Below are 21,364 nucleotides of genomic sequence, written 5' to 3' on the forward strand. Positions count from 1 at the left end.
TCAGCGCACCGCCAGCAGGTATTTCAGGCCCTGCGTGAAGGCGCGCGGCGCGACGGTGAGGTGATCTTCGTCGTTGAGGACCGCTGACTTCAGCTTCAGGCCCGGATAGTTTCGGCCCTGCAACGCTGTCTCCAGAGCCCGGCTGTCGGCGACCATGTCCACGGTCTGGTTGTAGCGCCGATCGCCTTTCTGCAGGGCCTCATAGGCGCCGACATAGAGATAGACACTCGCCGGCAGGTCCTGGTTCTGCGTGGCGTAGCTCGCCTCCAACTTCAAGGCATGTCGCTTGTCGTACCAGAGAGAGGGACTGCCGAGGATATAGCCGTTGAACAAGCCGGGCTCGGTGAAAAGGATCTGCGTCCCAAGCAGGGCGCCGTAGGAGTGGCCGAGAAAGATCGCTCTGGCAGGCTCGGCCCGGTAGCGAGCGCTGATGAACGGCTTCACCTGATCGCGCAGATATTTCTGATAGGCGCGCGCCTGACCATGGACCGCATTGGCTGGTGCGGTGCTTGGACCGTTCGGTGTGGGAGTATAGTCACGCTGGCGGCTGACCATGCCGTCCTCGCCCTTCCCGTAGGACAGGCCGACAAGGATGAATTCCTCAATCTTGGGCCCTTCGACGTTCAGTCGGCGCGCTATCTGCCGGATGATCGGGAAAGCGTAGTCGGCGTCGGTGACATAAAGCACGGGGTAGCGCCGCTGCGGCTGCTTCGCATAGGACGGCGGCAAGGCGACGAAGACCTGGTAGTCGCGGCCCGAGACCGGATCGGGCACGTCCCATACCTCGCTGCCGACGATCTCGTAGGGGCGCCCCTCGCCAGGCTGCACCTTTGCAGTCGATTGGGCCTGGGCGTGCAGCGGACCGCTGGAGACGCCGAAGCCGGCAACCAGGGCAATCAGCAGGGCATTTTGAAAACGTCGTTGCACGTGAAGTCTCCGCTGGCGACCACTGGTCTCAGCTCACGGGATTAAGGGCGGCCGACTGTTAGTGGCGCGCTCGCGCAACAATGAGGCTCGGATGCTCGCGATTGGATTCGCATTTAAGAAAACATGAATCGAGCTCCTGCCGCGGAGTTCTGAATTCGGTTCGGGCCCAGGCTCGAGGAGCCGGCGGATGATCAAGCCAGCGTCGATTAGCGCCAGCCTGCGAAACCCCGCGCTGGCAGATCAGGGACCAGGCCGCGCCTCCTCGCAGGGATCCGGTCCAATCGTCCCGTTCTCAGGCGTCAACTGCGGGAATACGTCAGGGCTTCGCCTGCGCGCCCGGTTCCAGTTTGAACGTTAACTTGTTGATCTTGCCGGTGAATTTGAACGGAACATCGTAGCGATACTCGAGCAGCGTGACCCCAGTGCGGGTGTCCTGGCCAACGTCAAAGGTCTCGTCCTCCGGGAACGTGACCGGGATGGTGTGTTCCATGGAATTCCTGGTTACTTCCTTTCCGTCCACGGAGAGTGCGCCTGTCCCGCCCCTGCCCAAGCCCGGACCGTCGGATTTGAAGTCAAAGATGATGGTGTGCTTGCCGGCTTCCAGCTCGGGGCCCTCCCACGCCGTGCGCTTGAGGTCGAGCAGGTTGTAGAGGAACACCACCTTGCCGCGGCCGATGCCGAATTCGCCCTTGCTCAGGAACAGGCCATAGCCGCCGAAGCGCCCGCCTTCGGTGACGATCATGCCTTCAGCGCCGCCCTCGGGGATCTCGACCTCGGCCGTGATGGTGTAGGACTTGCCGAGGATGCTCGGCGCTGCGCTAGGCGGCACGCCGGTCAGTTCGCCCGAATATGTGAAGGCCGTTCGTCCCGCGGTGAGGCTCGGGCGCGGCGTATTCCAGCGCGCGAGCGTCGAGTTGTCGAGCGGCAGCACGTTGTACTTCTTCGCCTCGGCGTAGAAGAGGTCCTGCATCTGCTTGAGCTTGTCGGGCATTTTGGTGGCAAGATCGTTGAATTGCGTGGGGTCCTCCTTAACGTTGTAAAGTTCCCAACTGTATCCGGTGATCACGTCCGGCGGCGTGGCTGCGCTCAACTCCCACGGGAGATTCGCCGGCGTCGTGGCTGCGACCCACCCGTCGTGATAGATCGAGCGATTGCCGAGCATCTCGAAATATTGCGTCGTATGCCGGGTCGGGGCGTCGGCGTTCGCCTTGTCCCACGTATACACCAAGCTGGTGCCTTCGATGGGGATCTGCTTGATGCCATTGACCGTATCGGGTGCCGGGATGCCGGCCGCTTCGAGGATGGTCGGCACGATGTCGATGACGTGGTGGAACTGGCGGCGGATGCCGCCCAGATCAGTGATGTGACCGGGCCAGGACATGGCCACACCCTGGGCTGTCCCGCCGAAATGCGATGGCACTTGCTTCACCCACTTGAAGGGCGTGTCCATCGCCCAGGCCCATCCCGCCGCGAAATGCGGGAATGTCCGCTCCGATCCCCAGAACTCGTACCAGAGAAACTGGTCCTTCACCGGCACGGCAACGCCATTGAAGGTGGTGAACTCGTTCGGTGTGCCGTTGAGCATGCCCTCGGCGCTCGCGCCATTGTCGCCACCGATATAGATGATCAAGGTGTTGTTGAGCTCGCCGAGGTCTTCGACAGCCTGGATGACCCGCCCGATCTCATGGTCGGCGTAGGCCAGGTAGGCTCCATAGACGTCCGCTTGCTTGATGAAGAGCTTCTTCTCATCCCAACTGAGGGAATCCCATTCCGGCAGTCCCTTCGGCCAGGGTGTCAGTTGGGCGTTGGCGGGCATGATGCCCAACCGCTTCTGGTTGGCGAAAATGGTCTCGCGCACCTTGTTCCAGCCATCGTCGAAGAGGTGCAAGTCGCTGATCTTCTTGATCCACTCCGGCGTGGGATGATGGGGCGCATGGGTGGCGCCCGGCACGTAGTAGACAAAGAACGGCTTGTCGGGCGCGATCTCCTTGAGCTGTTTGATATGCTGGATAGCGTCGTCGGCCATCGCCGTCTCCAGATTCCACTTGGGATTACCCTGGAACGGATAGATGGCCGTCGTATTGCGGAAGAGGTTCGGTTGCCACTGGCTGGCGTCGCCACCGACAAAACCGTAAAAATATTCGAAGCCCATGCCGTTGGGCCATTGATTGAACGGCCCGGCTTGGCTCGACTGGAATGAGGGCGTGTTGTGGTCCTTGCCGAACCACGAAGTGGCGTATCCGTTCTCCTTGAGGATCGTGCCAACAGTGCCCTTCTCGATCGGGATGATCGAGTCGTAGCCCGGGAATCCGGTCGCGAGCTCGCCTACCACTCCGAAGCCAACCGAGTGATGGTTGCGTCCCGTGATAAGGGCCGCCCGCGTCGGCGAGCAGAGCGCTGTGGAGTGGAAATTCGTGTAACGCAATCCAGCGCTTGCGATGCGATCCATCGCAGGAGTGGGGATGACGCCGCCGAAGGTGCCTGGCGCACCGAAACCCTGGTCATCCGTCATGATGAGCAACACGTTGGGCGCGCTCTTGGGCGGCACGACGCGCGGAGCCCACCAAGCCGTCGACTCCGAGGCTTTCTCCTTGATTACGCCGCCGAATTTCGGATCGGGCGGGGGAAGTTGCTTCCCGTCGAGCGTGGTGGTGGCGCTGGGAGAACCTGGAACACCTGTACTCTGTTGGGCCAGCGTTGGGTTGCAGACCCATGCGAGAAAACTGGCGCCAGCAACCAGAGTGGGTATGGCTTTCATGATGGAAAGCTCCCCGGTTACAGAGTGCGAGATATTGTGATCCTCGGCGGGGCAGCGGTCAAACGGCTGATTTGGCCACTAAAGCCGATTCAAAGACAAAGGGTTAGATCATCGGATCTGGATACGATATCCGGTCCCATGATCTGGAGCCCTCCTTCCGGCTCGGCCGGAATCTTGCCGAAGAGCAGACCGTCCGGCGGTCTTCGGAGGGCGGTAAGCGGACCTCGGCCGAGGTCAGACCATCAACCTCCGGAGCACCGTTCGCGGCGCCCTGGATCTGCTGGCGCGGTTCCGCGGGAGGCCCCGTAGCCCAACCCGGCCGGTCCCGACCTCCTTCACAAGCGGAACCAGCTGGACGCCGGGATGCTCGGCGCAGCAAGCAGCTTCTGCGCGGCGATGAGCGCCTCCAGGCGGTTATGGGCGTTCAGCTTGGCCATCAGCGTGGTCATGTGGCTCTTTACGGTCTTGTTGCTGAGCGACAGCTCGCGGGCGATCTCGTTGTTCATCTTCCCACAAAGCAGGAGCCTGATGATCTGCTCCTCCCGGACGCTGAGCCTGTTGCAGGCCGGCTTCTGTCGTTCGTGCGCCTTGTCCTTCAAGGCGCAGATCAGCTTGGTCGCGAACACGGGACTGACATAGACATCGTTGCTCTGCGCGCATTGAAGGGCCTGGATGAGGTCGTCGACCGGGCTGCCTTTCAGGACATAGCCCTTTGCGCCGGCATCAAGAGATCTGATCGCATCATCCGCGTTGGCCGAATCGGTGAACACGATGATCTTCGTCTTGGGGGAGATCCTGGAGGCGTCTGCAATCGCCTGAAAGACATCTCCCGCCATGACCAGATCGACAATCATGTCATCAGGCTGATGGGAGCAGATGATCGAGACGATATCGCCGGCAGCCTTTCCGGTCGCGGCGAGCGTGAAACCGCCCCATCGCTGCAGCAGCGCGGACACCCCCTCCATCATTACCGGATGATCATCGACTATTGCGACGGAACGGTCCGACATGATCTTGCCCCCATATGCCTATCATCCCGAATCAGCAAAATATTGTCTGCAATTTCATCAACTATCAAAGAAATATCAGATTATACTTTGAATCATCTATATTTATACTTCTCCACCTCATCAAGCAGCCCAAGGGATGGCCGTTGGGACGGCCGCCCCCAAGCGTGCAGGTGCTGCCGGTCAGGGTGTGGCTGAAGCTCTGATTGCCAGCGAGTGCCGCAAGAATACGAACTGCTGCTTGATCAGAATGACTTCACGACTCACGCGACACAGGCACCTCGCCATGAGGAGCAGGCTAGCGAACGCGAAATGACTCATCGATGACGCCCAGTTAACAGAACTGTCATTTTCGCGGGGACCGAAGAGGAGGTTTTATTCTGTCGCGGAACTGCACTTTGGAGCCGCGCAGTGCATGCCTGAGGCAAGCGCATGGGTTTCGCCGGCGAACGACGAGACTAACCATTCCGAGAGTTCGTAAAGCGCGCGGTTCATTTTGTGCTACAGTGACGGAGCATTTCGCAATGGGCCCAGGCAGCGTCTTCCGCCAGCCTTCAGGAGTGCACAGGAGGGTTGCGCACAGTTGAAACTCCTGATCGTCGAAGATGACGTCCGCACGGCGGCCATCCTGCGCAAGGCCTTCATCGAGGAAGGCTTTGTCGCCGACATGGTGCATGACGGCCTGGACGCCGTCACGGAAGCCCCGGGTGGACGCTACGATATCGTCATCCTTGACGTGAACCTGCCCGGCATGGATGGCTGGCAGGTGCTGACGGTGCTGAAACAGGCCGACCCCCGCATGCCGATCCTGATGCTGACGGCGCAGGATGCTATCGAGAAGCGCGTCAAAGGCCTGACGCTGGGCGCTGACGATTACCTGACAAAGCCATTCGCCTTCGCGGAACTCCTCGCACGCGTCCGGACGGTCTTGCGCCGGGCCAGTTCCGCTCCTGCCGAAATCCTGCAATTCGATGATCTGAAGGTCGATCCCCAGCGCCACAAGGTCACTCGCGGCGGCACGCCGATCCCGGTTTCACCCAAGGAAATCCTGCTGCTCGAACTGCTCCTGCGCCATCGCGGCGACGTGCTGTCTCGGACCTTCATTGCCGACAAGGTCTGGGACATGATGTTCGACTGCGACAGCAATGTCGTGGACGTCAACATCCGCCGCCTGCGACAGAAGATCGACGACCCCTTTCCCCGCAAGCTGATCCACACCATCCGCGGGCGCGGCTATGTCATCCAGTAGCCTGCTGAGCCGCTGCGTGCCGGCATCGATCGCGGGCCGCCTGACGGCCTGGTTCTGCGCCTCGGCCTTCGCTTTGGTCCTGGTGACCGCCTTCGTCCTGTACGACGCCGTCCGGGCGACGGTGCAGTGGACGGAGGATCAGGTTCTCGAGCAGCATCTCGGCGAAATACGGTCTCTCCTGCAGACGCCCAAACCCGACACCGCCATGATCACGCATGAGGTGCGCGAGGCAGCCGATGAGGCCCGTCAGGTTCTGATCCGTGTGGTGGCGAATCTTCCGGACCTGGTGCTGGCGACACCGGATATGGACAAGCGGCTGCCGGCCAGCCGCTTCCAGACGCCAGCCCCCGGTGGAACGCCCCATTATGAAACCATTACCGAAAACGGCTTCAGGTTTCGGGCGCACAGCGCGCTTGTGCCGCTGAAGGCGGAAGGCTGGCCCAAGGACACCGTCGTCCAGGTCGCGATGGATACGACTCTCGATGACATGGCGGTCGATCGCTTCAGGGACGTGCTCGTCGCGGTGATCCTGCTGTCAGGCGCCTTATGCGCCCTGGTGGGCTGGATCATCATTCGGCGCCAGCTCTCGCCGCTGCGGAGCGTGATCCACGCAACCGCGAGCATCGAGCACGCGACGGCGAATGAGCGCCTCGACACGGCCGGCTTGCCGACGGAGCTGGCCCATCTCGGCCTGGAATTCAACCACATGCTCGACCGGCTCGAGGGCGCCTATTCGCGTCTCCGGCAATATGCCGACAATGTCGCGCACGAACTCCGCAGTCCTGTCAATCGCATGCTGCTGACCGTCGAGGTGGCCCTCTCGAAATCGCGCGACGAGGCCTCCTATCGCGACGTTCTGGAGAACACGCGAGACGACATGCTGACGATGGCGCAGATCGTCGACAATCTCCTCTTTCTGGCCAGGGCGGACAGCGACGAGGTCCAGCTTCAGATGGAGCCCGTGCGCCTCGCCGAAGAAATCGCAAACGTGCACGAGTTCTACTCGGCGCTGGCCCAGGAGAAAGGCATCGAGCTGCGGATCCGCACCGATCCCGAGCTCGTAATCGTGGGCCATGCCATGCTGCTCAGGCGAGCCTTGAGCAATCTCTTGAGCAACGCCCTGTCGCATACGCCACCCGGCCAGTTCATCGACATCACAGCCCATCGCGACGGCGAAAGCGTGGTCGTCGCCGTCACCGATGGCGGCGACGGCATCGAGGCTGAAGATCTGCCCTATGTCTTCGATCGCTTCTTCCGCGGCGACCGCTCCCGATCGAGCTCCGAGCGGCGGCTTGGCCTTGGACTATCGATCACGAAAAGCATCGTCGCCATGCATCACGGCCTGATCGCGGTCGTCAGTGCCAAAGGCACCGGTTCGCGTTTCAGCATGACGTTTCCGGCCTCGACACGCGCGCATGGTTAAGGCATCGCCTCGATCGGTGGCCCCGATCGGTGGGTTGGGGTTATCGCACGATCAGAAGGTGAGACCGGGGCGCCTGAGCGCGCCCCCTCCCCTTCGATGAGCTCCCCGGCCTAAACCGGAGATGGCCTGGCCCTGTTTCAGCGTTCCTTGAAGATCCTGTTGGCGTGGTCCGCGAAGGGTTTTGTCAGGAACGAGAGCGCGGTGCGTTCCTCGGTGGTGATGAAGACCTCGACCGGCATTCCGGGCTGGAGCTTGCGATCGCCGAGGGCGGCGGCGAGATCGCCGTCGATCTGGATCTCGCCGGTGTAGAAATTGGCGCCGGTGGTGGGGTCGCGGGTGGTCGCCGGGGAGAGATGGCTGACGCTGCCCGGCAGCTCCGGGGTCGCGTTCTTGGCGAAGGCGGAGAAGCGCAGGCGGGCGGGCTGGCCGAGCCTGACCTGGTCGATATCGGTCGGCGCGATCCTGACCTCGACGGTGAGCCTGGCCTCGCCGGGCACGATGGTGGCGAGGCGCGCGGCCGGGGTGATGACGCCGCCGACGGTGAAGACGGTCAACTCGTTGACGAGGCCGGCGATCGGGGCGCGGATCTCGGAGCGCGAGAGCCGGTCCTCGCTGGCCAGGCGCCGGTCGCTGAGCTCGGAGACCTTGGCCTCGACCTGGCGCAGCTCGCGCTGGGCCTCGGTGCGGGCGGTCTCGTCGACGGCGATGATCTGGATGCGGGCCTCGCTGATGCGCAGCCGGGCGCGGGCGATCGAGGCCTCGATCTCGCCGCGCTCGCCGAGCAGGCGGGCCCATTCGCGGTTGATGTTGTAGACCTTGGTGCCGTCGATGAAGCCCTTCTGGAACAGGCCGAGATATTTGTTGCGCTCGAGCTCGACCAGGCGCAGCTCCTCGACCTTGGCGACCTGACGGGCCTCGAGGCCTTTCACCTCCTCGCCGGACTGGACGATGCTGATCTCGAGCTGTTCCTTGCGGCTTTCGCGGTTGGTGCGGTTGCCGTCGAACAGCCGGGTTTCGCCCTGGATGATCTGGGCGGCGTCTTCGGAGAATCTGGCGAACTCGGCCGGGAAGGTGATCGCGGCGAGAGTGTCGCGCTCGGCGATCAGGCGGGCCTTGCGGCCGAGATTCTCGCCGAGCTGCGAGCGGATGATCGAGAGCTCGGCCTTGGTCTGGACATCGTCGAGCCAGATCAGGGTCTGGCCTGCCTCGACCCGGTCGCCCTGGCGCACCGCGATCGCCTGGACGACGCCGCCGTCGCGGTGCTGCACCTCCTTCAGGTTCTGGTCGACCTTGATCGAGCCCTGGGCGATCACGGCGCCGTTGAGGTTGGCGCTCGCGGCCCAGCCGCCGCAGCCGACGACCAGCAACAGGGCGAGCGCCGTGCCGGCCAGCATATGCCGGCCGAGGCCGAAATCCGGCTCGCGCTCCTCCTGCGATACGACATTGCGCCTGGTCATGCTGGTCTCTCCCGTCCGCCCGACCGGGATGCGAGGCCGAACTGCCCCGCACCGAGGTCAATAGTAATAAAGCCTGTGACTGCCCTGGATCTCGATCGAGTAGTCCTTCTCGTCATGCTGCTCGAGAAAGACGTCGACATAGGTGTAGTCATCCTCGCCGATCTTCTCGATGCGGAAGCGGAAGGGCCGGCCCGCAGCATCGGCCTCGTCGCCATAGGCGTTGGCGAACGGATCGGCCCCATCCGCGGCCGTGTTGTCGGCGGGAGCGCCATCGGTTCCGAATTGGTACTGCTTGACGACGATGCGGTCGCCCGCCTCGAGATCGAGGATCCGGTGGATCAGGTCGCGGTCATTCGCATCATAGGGCACGTCGAAGGAGAAGCAGTCGTCGCCGGCCCCGCCCGACAGCGTCACCGCGTCAGCGCCGATGGTGAAATGGTCGTTGCCGCTGCCGCCGATCACCGCCTCGATATTGGAGAAGCGGTCCTCGCCGATCTCGACGCCGACCGCCTTGCCCTCGACCAGGTTGATGTCGATGCATTGCGTCGCCTGGGAATAGTCCAGCGTGTCGCAGCCGCTGCCGCCATCATAGCAATCGGCCGTGGCATCGAGCGTGCCGATGATCACGTCATTGCCTGACCCGGCTTCGACCCGGTCCGTGCCCGCGCCGCCATCGAGCGTATCGTCGCCGCTGCCGCCCTCGAGCCGGTCGTTGCCGGCCCCGCCATCGAGGACGTCATCCCCCTCGTCGCCCTCGATCCGGTCGTCGCCAGCCTCGCCGAAGAGCCGGTCGTTGCCGGCATTGCCCTCGACCCGGTCGTCGCCGGCGCCGGCGAAGACGATGTCGTCGTCGCCGTCGCCCTCGATCCGGTCGCGCCCGTCGCCGCCAAAGACGATGTCGTCACCGGTCCCGCCCTGGATCTGGTCGTCGCCGCTGCCGCCGGCGAGATGATCGTTGCCGGAACCGCCATCGAGCACATCGTCGCCGTCATCGCCGGAGAGCGTATCGTTGCCGGCTTCGCCGAAGAGCCGGTCATTGCCGGCGCCACCGGCTGCGGCATCGTCGCCGCCGCCGAGCTGGGCCGTGTCCTGGCCGGCGCCGAACTGGACGATATCGACATGAGCGCCACCGGTGACGACATTGTTGCCATTGCCGGTGCGGACGCTGTTGTTGCCGTCGCCGGTGAAGACGGTGTTGTCGCCTTCCCCGCCGTCGATCCAGTCGTCGCCGTCGCCACCATCGAGGATGTCGTCGCCGTCCTCGCCATAGACCTGGTCATTGCCGGCGCCGCCCATGACGTGATCGTCGCCGGCATCGCCATGAACCTCGTCACTCCCGGCGCCACCATCCACCGTGTCGTCGCCCTCGTCGCCATGGATGACGTCGTCGCCGGCATCCCCGGCGATCTGGTCGTCGCCCTCGCCGCCCTGGATCACGTCATTGCCGTCGCCGCCGGAGAGCTGGTCGTTGCCCTTGCCGCCGACGATGGTGTCATTGCCGGCCTCGCCATAGATGATGTCGTCGCCATCCTCGCCGTAGAGCCGGTCGTCGCCATCGCCGCCATGGATCGTGTCGTTGCCGTCGCCGCCATAGACGATATCGTTGCCGCGGCCGGCATAGATCAGGTCATGACCGGCGCCGCCGCGGATGAAGTCGTTGCCGGCGCCGCCATGCAGGATGTCGGAGCCGCCGCGGCCATCGATCACGTCGTTGCCGTCGCGCCCGTCGATCAGGTCGGCGCATTCGGTCCCGGTCAGGCTGTCATCGCCGGACGTGCCGTTGATCTCGATGAACTCGACGACGCTGAAGAGCGCGGTCTGGGCGACCGCGACGGTCGCGTCGCTGACCTCGTAGCTCAGCGTCACCGGGCCAAAATAGCCGGGCGCCGGGATGAACTCCCAGCCGCCCTCGACCGCGGTCAGCGTGCCGCTGGAGGTGGTGAGATTGCGGATCGCCAGCGCATCGCCATCGGGGTCACGTGCCCCTGCGAGCAGGCCGATCGTGGTGATCAGCAATGTCTCGCAGCGTCCGATGCTGCGCAGGCTGACGACGCCGGCCAGCTGCGGGGCCCGGTTGAGGCGTGGGCCCCCAGGACCGCCAGGGTTCTCACCGCCGGGGTTCTCGCCGCCGGGGCCGGGATGGCTGCCCGGGCCGGGATGGTGGCCGCCCGAGCCGCCGCCGGCCGAGGCGATGCCCTCGAAGTCATGGCCTCCGCCACCGCCGGCACTGCCGGAGAGGCCGCCGCCATGGCTCAGCGTCAGGTTGTCGTTGCTGGCCGGATCGCTGCCGAAGACATCCTCGAGCCTGGCCGGCGAGAACCGGCGCAGCGGCAGCTGCTCATAGTCGATCGGCGGGGAATCGATGCCGAGGAAGGCGGCAAGCCCGGCCGTGCCCACAGCCTGGCCGCCGGAGCCGAGCGCCTGGTCGTCCTCGGCCTCCTTCCTGATCGCCCCGGTCTCGTCCTCGGCCTCCTTGTCCGCCTCCTCGGCCTCGGCCTGCGCCTGCCGCGAGGGGCCTCCCCCAGCCGCATCCTCGCCCGGGGTCTCAGTGGGCGGACCGAGATCGGACTTGGCGTGGCTGGGGAAGAGGCTCTTGACGTAGATCGCGACCGCCGTCAGCGCGAGCACGACCAGCGCCGGCCAGCGCGACGGCGCCGCATCCTCGTCGGTGATCTTGCGGTAGCTCTGCTCCGCGGTGGGCGCGCCCGGCGCGCGGGCCTTGAGGGTCTTGATCGCGATCATGCCGACACCCGTTCATGCGCAGGCTTGAAGGGAGCTGCGATGGGACTGGCCGGCGGCATCCGCAGCGGTGCTGCCGGCGTGCTGGCGGGGGCAACCTGCGTCGCAGCCGGGGTCAGGATCTCGTTCCTCGGCCCGAAGGCGGCGAGCTTGCCGTTCTGGATGACGCCGACGAAGTCGACGGCGGCGAGCGCGCTCGGCCGGTGCGCCACGATGATCGCGATGCCGCCGCGCTCCTTGACCGTCTCGATCGCCACCTTGAGCGCGCTCTCGCCCTCGCCGTCGAGATTCGAGTTCGGCTCGTCCATGACGACCAGGAAGGGGTTGCCGTAGAGCGCCCGCGCCAGGCCGATGCGCTGGCGCTGGCCGGCCGAGAGCGCCGCCCCCTGCGGCCCGAGCTGGGTCTGGTAGCCATCGGCCAGCCGCACGATCATCTCGTGGATGCCCGCCGCCTTCGCCGCCGCCACCACCCCGGCCGCATCGCTCTCGGCCGAGAGCCGCGAGATGTTCTCCTCGACGCTGGCATCGAGCAGGCTGACCTCCTGCGGGAGATAGCCGATGAAGCGGCCGAGCGCGGCTTCCGGCCATTGCGCCAGCTCGGCCCCGTCGAGCCGGACCGAGCCGCGCAGGCACGGCCAGATCCCGGTCAGGGCCCGCACCAGCGTCGTCTTGCCGCCGCCGCTCGGCCCGATCAGGCCGAGCGCCGTGCCCGCCTTCAGGTCGAAGCCGACCTCGCTGAGCAGGACCTGGCCCGAGACCGGGGCGGCGACCGTGATCTTGTCGACCTTGAGCGCGCCCACCGGCGCCGGCAGCTGCATCGGCACCACCGCCTGGCTCAGCGCCACCACCGTCTCGCGCAGGCGCTGGAAGGCGGCGCGGGCCGCGACGAAGGACTTCCAGTTGGCGATCGCGAGATCGACCGGCGCCAGCGCCCGCGACGAGGCGACCGAGGAGGCGATGATCGCACCGGCCGAGAGCTCGCCCTTGATCGTCAGATAGGCGCCCATCCCGAGGATCGCCGATTGCAGGATCATGCGCAGCACGCGCGAGACCGCGCCCAGGCTGCCGCCGAGGTCATTGGCCCGGGTCTGCAGCGCCAGATGCTCGCGGTTGGCCAGGTTGAAGCGCTCGACCGCCCGGTCGGCAAAGCCCATCGCCTTCAGCACCTCGGCATTGCGGGCATTGGAATCGGCGATCGCGCCGCGGGTGATCGCCGCCTGGCGCGTCGTGCCGTTGAGCCGGCGGGTCAGGATCTCGCTCGCCACCGTCAGCAGGGTCAGCACCACCGCGCCTGCCAGCGTCAGCGCGCCGAGCCAGGGGTGCAGGAAATAGGCGAAGGCGAGATAGAGCGGGATCCAGGGCAGGTCGAACAGCGCGCCCGGCCCCTGGCTGCCGAGGAAGCCGCGCACCGTGTCGACATCGCGGCCGCGCTCCAGCGCCTCGGTGCTCGAGAAGCCGAAGCGCGGCATGTCGATCGCCACCCGGTGCGCCAGCGGCGCGATGTCCTTGTCGAGCCTGGCCCCGACCCGGACCAGTACCTGCGAGCGGATCACGTCGAAGGCGCCCTGGAACAGGTAGAGCCCGATCGCCAGCGCCGAGAGCGCCGCCAGCGTCTGGACGCTGCCCGAGGTCAGCGCCCGGTCATAGACCTGCAGCATGTAGAATGAGCCGGTCAGCGCCAGCACATTGATCAGCCCCGAGATCACGAACAGGAAGAGGAAGGCCGAGCGGAAGCCCTGCGTCAGCCTCGCGGCATCGCGGCGGCGGGCGGAGGTCTGTGCCTTGGAAGGTGCCATGATCGCAAACCGTCAAATGGAGAAGCAGTCGGCAGGAAGGCGGCCGGCGGGCACGGGCCCCGCCGGCCGGGAGGACGCGGCTTCTAGAGCGTGAAGTTGCCGGCGGTCAGGGTGTGACTGCCCTTCAGGTTGATCTGGAAGTCGGCATCGCCGTCGCCGTCGACATTGCCCTTGACCACGGTGTAGTCGCCGTCGGCCCGGGTCTCGTGGGAGACCACCAGCTGGGCGGTGGCGGTGAAGGCCGGGCCGCTGGTCAAGGTGAAGCTCTGGTTGCCGGCAAGCGCGCCATTGGCGTCGATGCCGGAGAGGTCGAGCTTATCGCCAGGCTGGAAGTCGAGGATGGTGTCGCCATCCGCCGCTTCCTTGCTCAGGAAGCGGAAGGTGTCGTTGCCCGCCCCGCCCTCCATCACGTTCACCGCGGCACTGGCCGTGATCGTGTCGTTGCCTGCGCCGGTCGCGACGTTCTCGATGCTCCAGAGCGTGTCGGTGCCGCTGTCCGTGCTGACCGCGCTGCCGCGTCCGAGCAGGCCAGTGCCGAGATCGACCGTCAGGTTCGCCAGGATCGCCGAGAGATCGAGCGTGTCGATGCCCGAGCCGCCGTCGCTGTCATCGCCGAAATAGACGTCGTTGCCGTCACCGATCGAGCCCACGATCACGTCATTGCCCGCACCCGCCACCACGGTGTCGTCGCCGGCTCCGGCCGTGATCCGGTCGTCGCCCGTGCCACCGAAGATCCGGTCGTTGCCGGCTTCGCCCTCGATCAGGTCGTTGCCGGCCCCGCCGAGCAGCACGTCGTCGCCGGCCCCGCCGAAGACCACGTCACGGCCCTCCCCGGCATCGACGAAGTCGTTGCCGTCTCCCGCCGAGATCGTGTCGTCGCCGCCCGCACCGATCAGGACATCGTCGCCGCCCTGGCCGATCAGGTTGTCGGCACCCGCCGCCCCGATCAGGACGTCGCCCAGCCCCGTCCCGACATGCGTCCCGGGGTTGGTGCCCGGACCCGGAGCCGGCGTGCCCGTGCCGGCCCCGTCATCATCACCGTCGTCGCAGCCGCAATCGTCGTCGCCATCATCATCACCGCCACCGGTGCCGGCGCCGTCATCATCATCATCGTCGCCATCTCCGGCGCCGTCATCACCGTCGCCGTCGTCATCATCGTCGTCCTCATCCGCGCCGCCGGTGGACCCGCCAGCAGACGCTGGCCCGGTCTCATTCATTTCATCCTGGGCACGCATGCCAACCAGATGGTCGGAGCCGCCGCCCGTGTTGAGCACGACGTGGTGGGCCGATTCGAGAGCCGTCACGTCGACCGTGTCGTCACCTGTGCCGGAGTTCACCGTAATGGTGTTAAAGCGCAGATCCGAGGGGGTCAGGTTGCCGATCACGAGGACACTGTCGTTGCCGCCGCCGGTATTGATCGAAATTTCTTCGATCTGGTCCAGCTCGGCCACGACCGAGGCCGTACCCGTGCCGTTGCGGGTGATCACGATATCCGTGTTGGCATTGAGATCGCTGGCGAGATTGCCTGCGACTTTCAGCCACTCGAACCTGGAATAGATCGAGAAGACCTCGTCCGAATTGTCGCCGGTGATGCTGAAGGCATCGCCGACCGTTCCGTTGGCTCCGCCATTGACGACATCGCGGCCATCGCCGACCCGCCAGACGATGGCATCGTCACCGGCGCCGGCATTGATCGTATCGTTGCCCCCAAGGCCGAAGATCAGGTCATTGCCCGCCGAGCCGGTGATCGTCGTCCCCGCCACCGTTCCCAGCTGGGTGGTGTAGACCGTCGCGCCGAACTGAACCTTTTCGACCGTCGTCAGCGTGTCGCGGCCGTCGGCATCGCTCGTAATCGTCTGCACGCCTGCATTCGTCGTGGTGAGCGTATGGTCGAGCACCGATCCGGTGAATACGGCCGTGTCCGTGCCGCCGCCGCCGGTCAGGGCGTTGTTGCCGGCATTGCCGGTGAGGACGTTGTCGCCGGCATTGCCAGTCGCGTTGACATTCGCGGCTCCAGTCAGCGTGACGTTCTCGACATTGGCGTAGAGTGCCAGGTCGAGATTGACCGAGCCGGTCACCGTATCGATGCCGCCGGCGGCGCCCGCAGCCTCGATGACCTGGTCCCGCTGAGCGGCCGTGGCGCCTGCGACATCGTCGATGACATAGGTGTCGTCGCCGGCGCCGCCGGTCATGACATCGCCCGTAGCGTTGGGATTGGCGCCGCCATCGAGCAGATCGTTGCCGTCGCCGCCATTCAGCGTGTCGAGACCGGCTCCGCCGCTGAGCACGTCGTTGCCCAGACCGCCGGTCAGCGCGTCGTTACCGGCGCCGCCGCTGAGCGCGTTGGCGAGGGCGTCACCGGTGATGTTGTCGTTGCCGCTCCCACCGATGAAGTTCTCGATATTGGCGATCGTGTCCGAGTTGGCGGTGGTGGTCCCCGAACCCGTAACGACCGCGGGGGTTGCGCCGTTCAACGTCACGGTCAATGCCGCGCCTGCCGCCGAATAGTCCGCGGTGTCGCTCCCGGTGCCACCATCGAGAACGTCCCGGACGGGGACGGTGTCGGTACCGGCGACGAGCGTATCGTTATCGGCGCCGCCGTTCAGCGTATCGGCGCCGGCTCCGCCATTGAGGACGTCGTCGCCTCCCAGGCCGTTGAGCGTGTCGTTGCCCGCCAGACCGTTGATCAGGTTTGGATCGGCGGTGCCGTTCAATGTCTCGTTCCCACCGGTTCCCACCCGGGCAACGATCTGGGAGGTCACCGACTCGGCAAGCCCGTCACCATCGATATAGCTGACGATCACCCGGTAGTAGTTGGCGTCGGTGATGGCGCGGGTGGCAGTCGCCGTCGGCAGCCCGGCATTGGTCCAAGGTCCTGTTCCCGTTGCCGAGGTCTGCCATTGGTAGCGGATGGTGTTGGCAATGCCGTTGGCATCGACGATTCCAGCGGTGCTGGCGGTCAGGACATTCGTGCCGGTGCTGGTGATCGTCGGTGCGCCGCTTGCTCGTGCAAGCGACACATCCGTGAACGTTCCCGTCGGAATACCGTTGGCATCATAGTTCGTGAACCGCGCGACCTCGATATTCACGAGCGTGTCGGTGCCTTCGTCGTCGATCAACGGGATCTTGATGCCATCTGCCCCGAGGACCGGCGCCACGACAGTATCGACCACTGTCACAGTTCCGTTGGCATTGCGCGTGATGGTGAAGTCGGCGCGGCTGCCGTGGAAGACCGCCACGTCGGTGTCGGTTGCCAGGGCGCCGTCGGAAATGATCTCGCGCACCGCTTCGAGCTGGCCCGGATTGATCTTTCCGGTCCGCATCAGGTCGGCGATCGATTTTCCGTCCCAATTAGCATTCCCGGTTCCCGAGATGAGGCTGGTCAGGCCATCGACCGTGAACAGCTGGGCGCTCGCCGGGTCCTTGGTGGCATGCACGGAGATCCGGACATTGAGCCAGCGGTCGCCGTCGATCAGATCGTTGCCGGCATTCCCGGTGATGGTATCGCTGCCGGCGCCGCCGAGCAGGATATCGCCACCATTGCCGGGGTCGAAGACCGTGGTGTCGGGAGCGAGATCGCGGAAATGCGAGCCAGGGACCGCCATGGCCGCGACGGTCGCGGCCGATTGGCCGATGACCGCACCCGGCGCCAGCTTGACGAAGTCCTCAAGCCCGCGGATCAGGTCGACGTTCTGAGACAGAAGCTTGCTGTCCGTCGCCGGCCCGTTGACAGGGCCAGTTCCTGCACCGACAGCGCCGACCGGAAAGCTGGTCCCGATCAAGGTATCGTTGTGCTTCCAGCCCGAGGCACCTTCGACCGAGTCGTTGCGGTCCCGCAATGTCAGCGCAAGCTGATTGGCGAAGCGCGAGATGCCGAGATCGATGACGCCGTCGGTTTCGTCTCCCTTCTGAATGGACCAGTCGAAGCCCAGCATGCCGTTATTGCGCTGGATGCCGGCGCCCTGGACCATGATGTCGTCGCCGGACTCGCCGTCATAATCCGTGTCGTTGCCCTGCCCGTTGAGGATGTCATGACCGATGATCGGCGAGTTGAAGAACAGTTCTGAATTTTCACCCGACAGACCGTCGAAGCCTTCGCCACCCTCGATCCAGTCATCGCCTTCGTTGCCCATCAGTCCATCGGGCGCGGAACCGCCGAGAACGAAGTCGTTGCCTGGGCCGGCGAACACCTCCTTCGCGTCCGTGGCGCCCATGATGAAATCGTTCCCCTCCCCGCCGAACATCAGGGTGAGGCCCGCATCGCTGACAATCACGTCGTCACCGGCTTCGCCGCGCAGGAAGTTGTCCCCGAACGGATCCTCGATGATGTCGTCGCCGTCGCCGCCGAACACCTGGTCGGATTCCATGCCGGCATTCAGATAGTCGTCGCCGCCGTCGCCCCAGAGGGTGTCGATGCCCTTGTCACCATACAGCCTGTCATTGCCTTCGGTGCCGCCGAGAACGACGTGCTCGCCGCCGGAGAACTGCAGGATTCCGCCATCGAAGATTGGCTTACCATCCGCATCGAGGACCGGATTGCCATTGGCATCCAGGCGGGCCGTCCCTTCGACCCGGTGAACCTTGGGATCGATGCCTTGCACGAAAGGATCGGAGTGCACGGGATCGAGCAGGCTGCGATCGGCTGGGTCCGTCCCGTCGCGCGAGGCAACGCCGCTGTAGTTCTCCTGCCCCGCCAGCTTGTCGAGCTCCAGGATCATGTCGGAAACCGCCATGAGGTTGCCCGGGAGATGCGTCGAATGGAGGTCGCCCAGGTCCGTATTGCGCATGACCAGGTCGGTGAACGTATTGGGCTCCAGCAGGTTGAGCAGGTTCATGCCCTGCGTGCGGCTGAGATAGTAGAACCGGTCGCCGTTCTGCAGGTGCTCGAGCTGATACTCGAACACGAAGTTGAAGGTCGAGCCGAGCTGGCCGCCGAACTCGTTGATCTCCTCGGCCAGACCGCCGATCCAGAGATCGACATGGTTCAGCCCGCCAAGGCTGTCGTCATGGGGACCGGCGCCGTCCGCCGCATAGATGCCGGTCGCATTCAGGAAGTCGAGGCGGTCGGCCGGCGCATGAATCGTATGCGCCAGGACCGGCGGCTGCATCGCTGCATTGGCAGGCACGTTCTGATCGGTGCCGAGCACGATGGCCATCGCGGCCGCACGTTTGCCCTCCGAGGTCGTCTCTGCGGCGATCAGGGGATGGGTGCCGTAGGCTGCGATGAAGTTGACCACCGATAGCGGGTGCTTGATGTGCTGGGTGAAGTCGGCCCAGCTGGTATAGGGCTTGAGATCGGCGGCGCCGGTCGTGGCGTAGATCTGCGCGCGCGCATCATTCAAGCTCGGGATGCCGGTGTCGCGTCCGCGGGCGAGGTTCAACGCGGGAAGATCCAGCGGCAGTCCGAGCAGGTTGTTCCGCAAGGCTTCGACGACGAACTCGTCGATTTCATTGCCGACCGAGCGAGACATGCCCCGGATGAGCGCACCGGTCGCCACCTCGTCACTGAATCCGACATTGCCAAGGCTGTCCTGGAACACGCCGCCGGCCGTAAACTCCTGCGGATTGAGGAAGGCCTCGATCAGGCCGACCTGTTCGGGATCGTCGGCCTGCACGTTGTCGCTATTGACGAGCGAGAGATCATTGTTGAGCCGGTCCACGGTATCGACCAGCATCGAGTGGCCGAAGCGATAGACGGTGTGGGCGAACTCGGCGACGATCGCCGGATCCAGATCGGCGGAGTTGGTGAAGACGAACGGATCGACATTCGGCTGAATGCGGCGCGCGAACTCCTCGAACACGAGATGCTGGTACTGCATCTCGGTGACGAAGCGGGCTGCCTGGAACAGACGCTCGCCGTCCCAGTCCAATGCATCGATCGCCGCCGCCTTTGCCAGCGGGTCTGCCAGCGCATTGATGGCATTAAGCTCGGCCTGACTGATCGCCGTCCGGGCGTTGTTGGGATCGGCGGCGAGCCATTCATTGACGATGGCCACGTCGCCGGAGGCGATGATCGTATCCTTGTTCGCCTCGACGAGGCGATTGTGCTCGGAATGGAAGATCGTGTGAACCGCGGTCAGCCCGATGTTCTCGTTGCCGCGGCCGTCGCCGGTCACGAAATGAGAATTGAGCATCTCGTCGTCATATTGGGTGTTATGCCCTTGACCATCGTTTGGAAGGACAGTCCCGGCGGGATTAACGACCGAATTGCCATCAGGCTGCAACACGCCACCGATGCTGACCGGCACAGCGTCGTGCGCGATATCATTCAAGAAGGCGTGGCCCGTGCCGACGGTAGAGACGACAAATGACTGCCCTGGCAGCAAGGATGGAAGTCCCGGACCTGCTGGAGTCGGCAGGTGGTGCAGATCAAGTCCGCTCGCCGTGCCTTCCATCAAGAACTCGCCAGGCACTGTTGAAACCAGCGCGCCCGATGCATCGACGACTTTGACGGCCACGAATACCTGGGCGAAGCCGTTTGGCCCTGGAGTGAATTTTCCGTATGCATCGACGAGCAGCTTGGGCACGTCGAGCACATCGAGGTCATTCAGGAGCAGTCCAAGCTTCTCTTGTGCCTGGTGCTTGACTTCGGCCCAATTCGCAATGCCGCCATGGACGCCGTTGAGCAGGTGGCCGGTGTTCACGGCATGCGAGTCCGCGATGCCGTCATTGCCGACCGAGTCCACGCTGAACTTGTACTCCCGCAGGAAAACCTGGTGCGAGGCGCTGGAGGTATAGGTCTGGTTCTGATCGACGAACGGCGTCGTCGTGTTCTGGGACTCGGTTCCGAGCGGATTCGGGTTGCCGGCGGCGTCGAATGGCGTCACCCGCGACAGCGTCATGAAGCGCAATGCCGCCGGGAGATCGTCCGCGGTGCCGAGGATATGGTCCTTGCCGGCGATCAGCGGATCGTCGGCCTGCAGCGGAATGTAGATCGTGCCGTTGTTGCCTTTGGTGACGAGATCGAGGCCGTGATCGAAGAACTGCCCGAAGAACGTCATCCAGGCGCTGTTCGGCGGCGAGAGGCCGACGTCGGCCGAACGGTGCTCGATCAGGATCGAGCCATCGTTCGACAGTTCGAGACCGGCATCTGCGAGGAGATTGACCAGGTGCTGGCCAGCCGGGTCGGCCACGGCGCCGGAGAGCGCGACCGCATTTGCCGCCGCAGTGGTCGCCAGCCCCTGGGCGGTGGCCTCCGCAAGGACGACCGAGTTGAATTCGGGAATGGTGACACCGTCGCTGACGGCGCTCTGCACGGCCGTCACGGTCGCCACAAAGGTCGTGAGGGCGTTCACCTGAGCCTGGGCGCTGGCAATGTCCGCGGCCGCGGCAGCCGAGCCGGGCGTCTGAAGCGCCGCCAGGACGCCGCTTGCTGCCGCAAGGGCGGCGGTCGCCGCCGCGACGGCGTCGCCTGCGGTGGTCAAGACGTCGACGACGCCATCGGCGGCCACGTCGGCGCGAAGCGCCGTCAGGCTGGCAAGCGCGCTGTTGATCTGCGTCTGTACAGTTCCCGCATTCGTCACCCCCTGTGCGTAAGCGGCCGCCGTTGCCACGGCGAAGGGAGCAGCCGCGGCCGCCGCATCACGCGCGGCCAGGATCAGATCGGCGGCAGCCGCCGCTACGGAAGACCCCGGCGTCAGCGAAATACCCCCAGCCGCCGCACTCCTTTCGAGCGCCGCGATCAGGGCAGACCTGTTGTTCAGGGTCTGATCGACGATCAGGTTCGAGATGATGCGAGGGTCAGCATCCGCGATGCTGTGGACGTTCACGCCCGGTTGGTTGCTCGAGGAGGTGATGGTGGGGTCGTAATTGGTATTGGTGACGACCGGCGCTCCGGGGGGGCCGAGCGGCATGATGTCGCCATCGGCATCATTGATATAGGTCGGGGTCAGCAACCGCGGGAAGATTTCGTCCGCAGCGCCAGTCTGGCTCTGACCTGGAAGGAGATGGTTGTTACTGCCATCGACCGTTCTAAGGCCGATTGGCAGCAAAGATGCATCTTGACCGA

General features: G+C 64.9%; 9 protein-coding genes. 2 read left to right on the plus strand and 7 right to left on the minus strand.

What is annotated here, in order from left to right; translation table 11 throughout:
* From BIWAKO_RS27990 to BIWAKO_RS28000, 3 genes are all read right to left on the minus strand, one after another.
* On the minus strand, window positions 1–927 hold the full coding sequence (locus tag BIWAKO_RS27990) for an alpha/beta hydrolase (protein WP_069881436.1): 927 nt from the start codon (window positions 925–927) through the stop codon (window positions 1–3).
* 316 nt (window positions 928–1,243) lie between these two features.
* The gene (locus BIWAKO_RS27995; protein ID WP_069881437.1) at window positions 1,244–3,685 is read right to left on the minus strand and encodes an arylsulfatase; all 2,442 of its coding nucleotides are present in this window, start codon (window positions 3,683–3,685) and stop codon (window positions 1,244–1,246) included.
* Between the two features lie 335 nt (window positions 3,686–4,020).
* Window positions 4,021–4,695 (minus strand): LuxR C-terminal-related transcriptional regulator, encoded by a 675-nt coding sequence (locus BIWAKO_RS28000; protein WP_069881438.1) that lies wholly within the window; start codon window positions 4,693–4,695, stop codon window positions 4,021–4,023.
* Window positions 4,696–5,275: 580 nt separating this feature from the next.
* Here BIWAKO_RS28000 and BIWAKO_RS28005 point away from each other — a divergent pair.
* Entirely contained in the window at window positions 5,276–5,941 is a 666-nt protein-coding gene (locus BIWAKO_RS28005; RefSeq protein WP_069881439.1) for a heavy metal response regulator transcription factor, read from the plus strand.
* Window positions 5,942–5,957: 16 nt separating this feature from the next.
* Window positions 5,958–7,364, plus strand: a complete 1,407-nt coding sequence (locus tag BIWAKO_RS28010; RefSeq protein ID WP_176733421.1) for a heavy metal sensor histidine kinase — start codon at window positions 5,958–5,960, stop codon at window positions 7,362–7,364.
* A gap of 137 nt (window positions 7,365–7,501) precedes the next feature.
* On the opposite strand, the gene BIWAKO_RS28015 is transcribed toward BIWAKO_RS28010, so the two are convergent.
* The 4 genes from BIWAKO_RS28015 to BIWAKO_RS28030 all read right to left on the minus strand — a co-directional run bounded on the left by BIWAKO_RS28015 (window position 7,502) and on the right by BIWAKO_RS28030 (window position 21,251).
* Window positions 7,502–8,821 carry an HlyD family type I secretion periplasmic adaptor subunit gene (locus BIWAKO_RS28015; protein ID WP_069881441.1) on the minus strand — a complete coding sequence of 440 codons (1,320 nt, stop codon included), beginning with the start codon at window positions 8,819–8,821 and terminating at the stop codon, window positions 7,502–7,504.
* Window positions 8,822–8,878: 57 nt separating this feature from the next.
* Complete coding sequence (locus tag BIWAKO_RS28020; protein ID WP_069881442.1) at window positions 8,879–11,563, minus strand: calcium-binding protein; 2,685 nt, start codon at window positions 11,561–11,563, stop codon at window positions 8,879–8,881.
* The gene (locus BIWAKO_RS28025; RefSeq protein WP_069881443.1) at window positions 11,560–13,356 is read right to left on the minus strand and encodes a type I secretion system permease/ATPase; all 1,797 of its coding nucleotides are present in this window, start codon (window positions 13,354–13,356) and stop codon (window positions 11,560–11,562) included. The genes BIWAKO_RS28020 and BIWAKO_RS28025 overlap by 4 nt, the downstream gene beginning before the upstream one ends.
* An 83-nt stretch (window positions 13,357–13,439) precedes the next feature.
* Window positions 13,440–21,251, minus strand: coding sequence for a peroxidase family protein (locus tag BIWAKO_RS28030; protein ID WP_069881444.1), 7,812 nt, complete (start codon window positions 21,249–21,251; stop codon window positions 13,440–13,442).
* Between the last annotated feature and the right edge of the window lie 113 nt (window positions 21,252–21,364).

It is taken from the genome of Bosea sp. BIWAKO-01 (assembly GCF_001748145.1).
GTDB lineage: Bacteria > Pseudomonadota > Alphaproteobacteria > Rhizobiales > Beijerinckiaceae > Allobosea.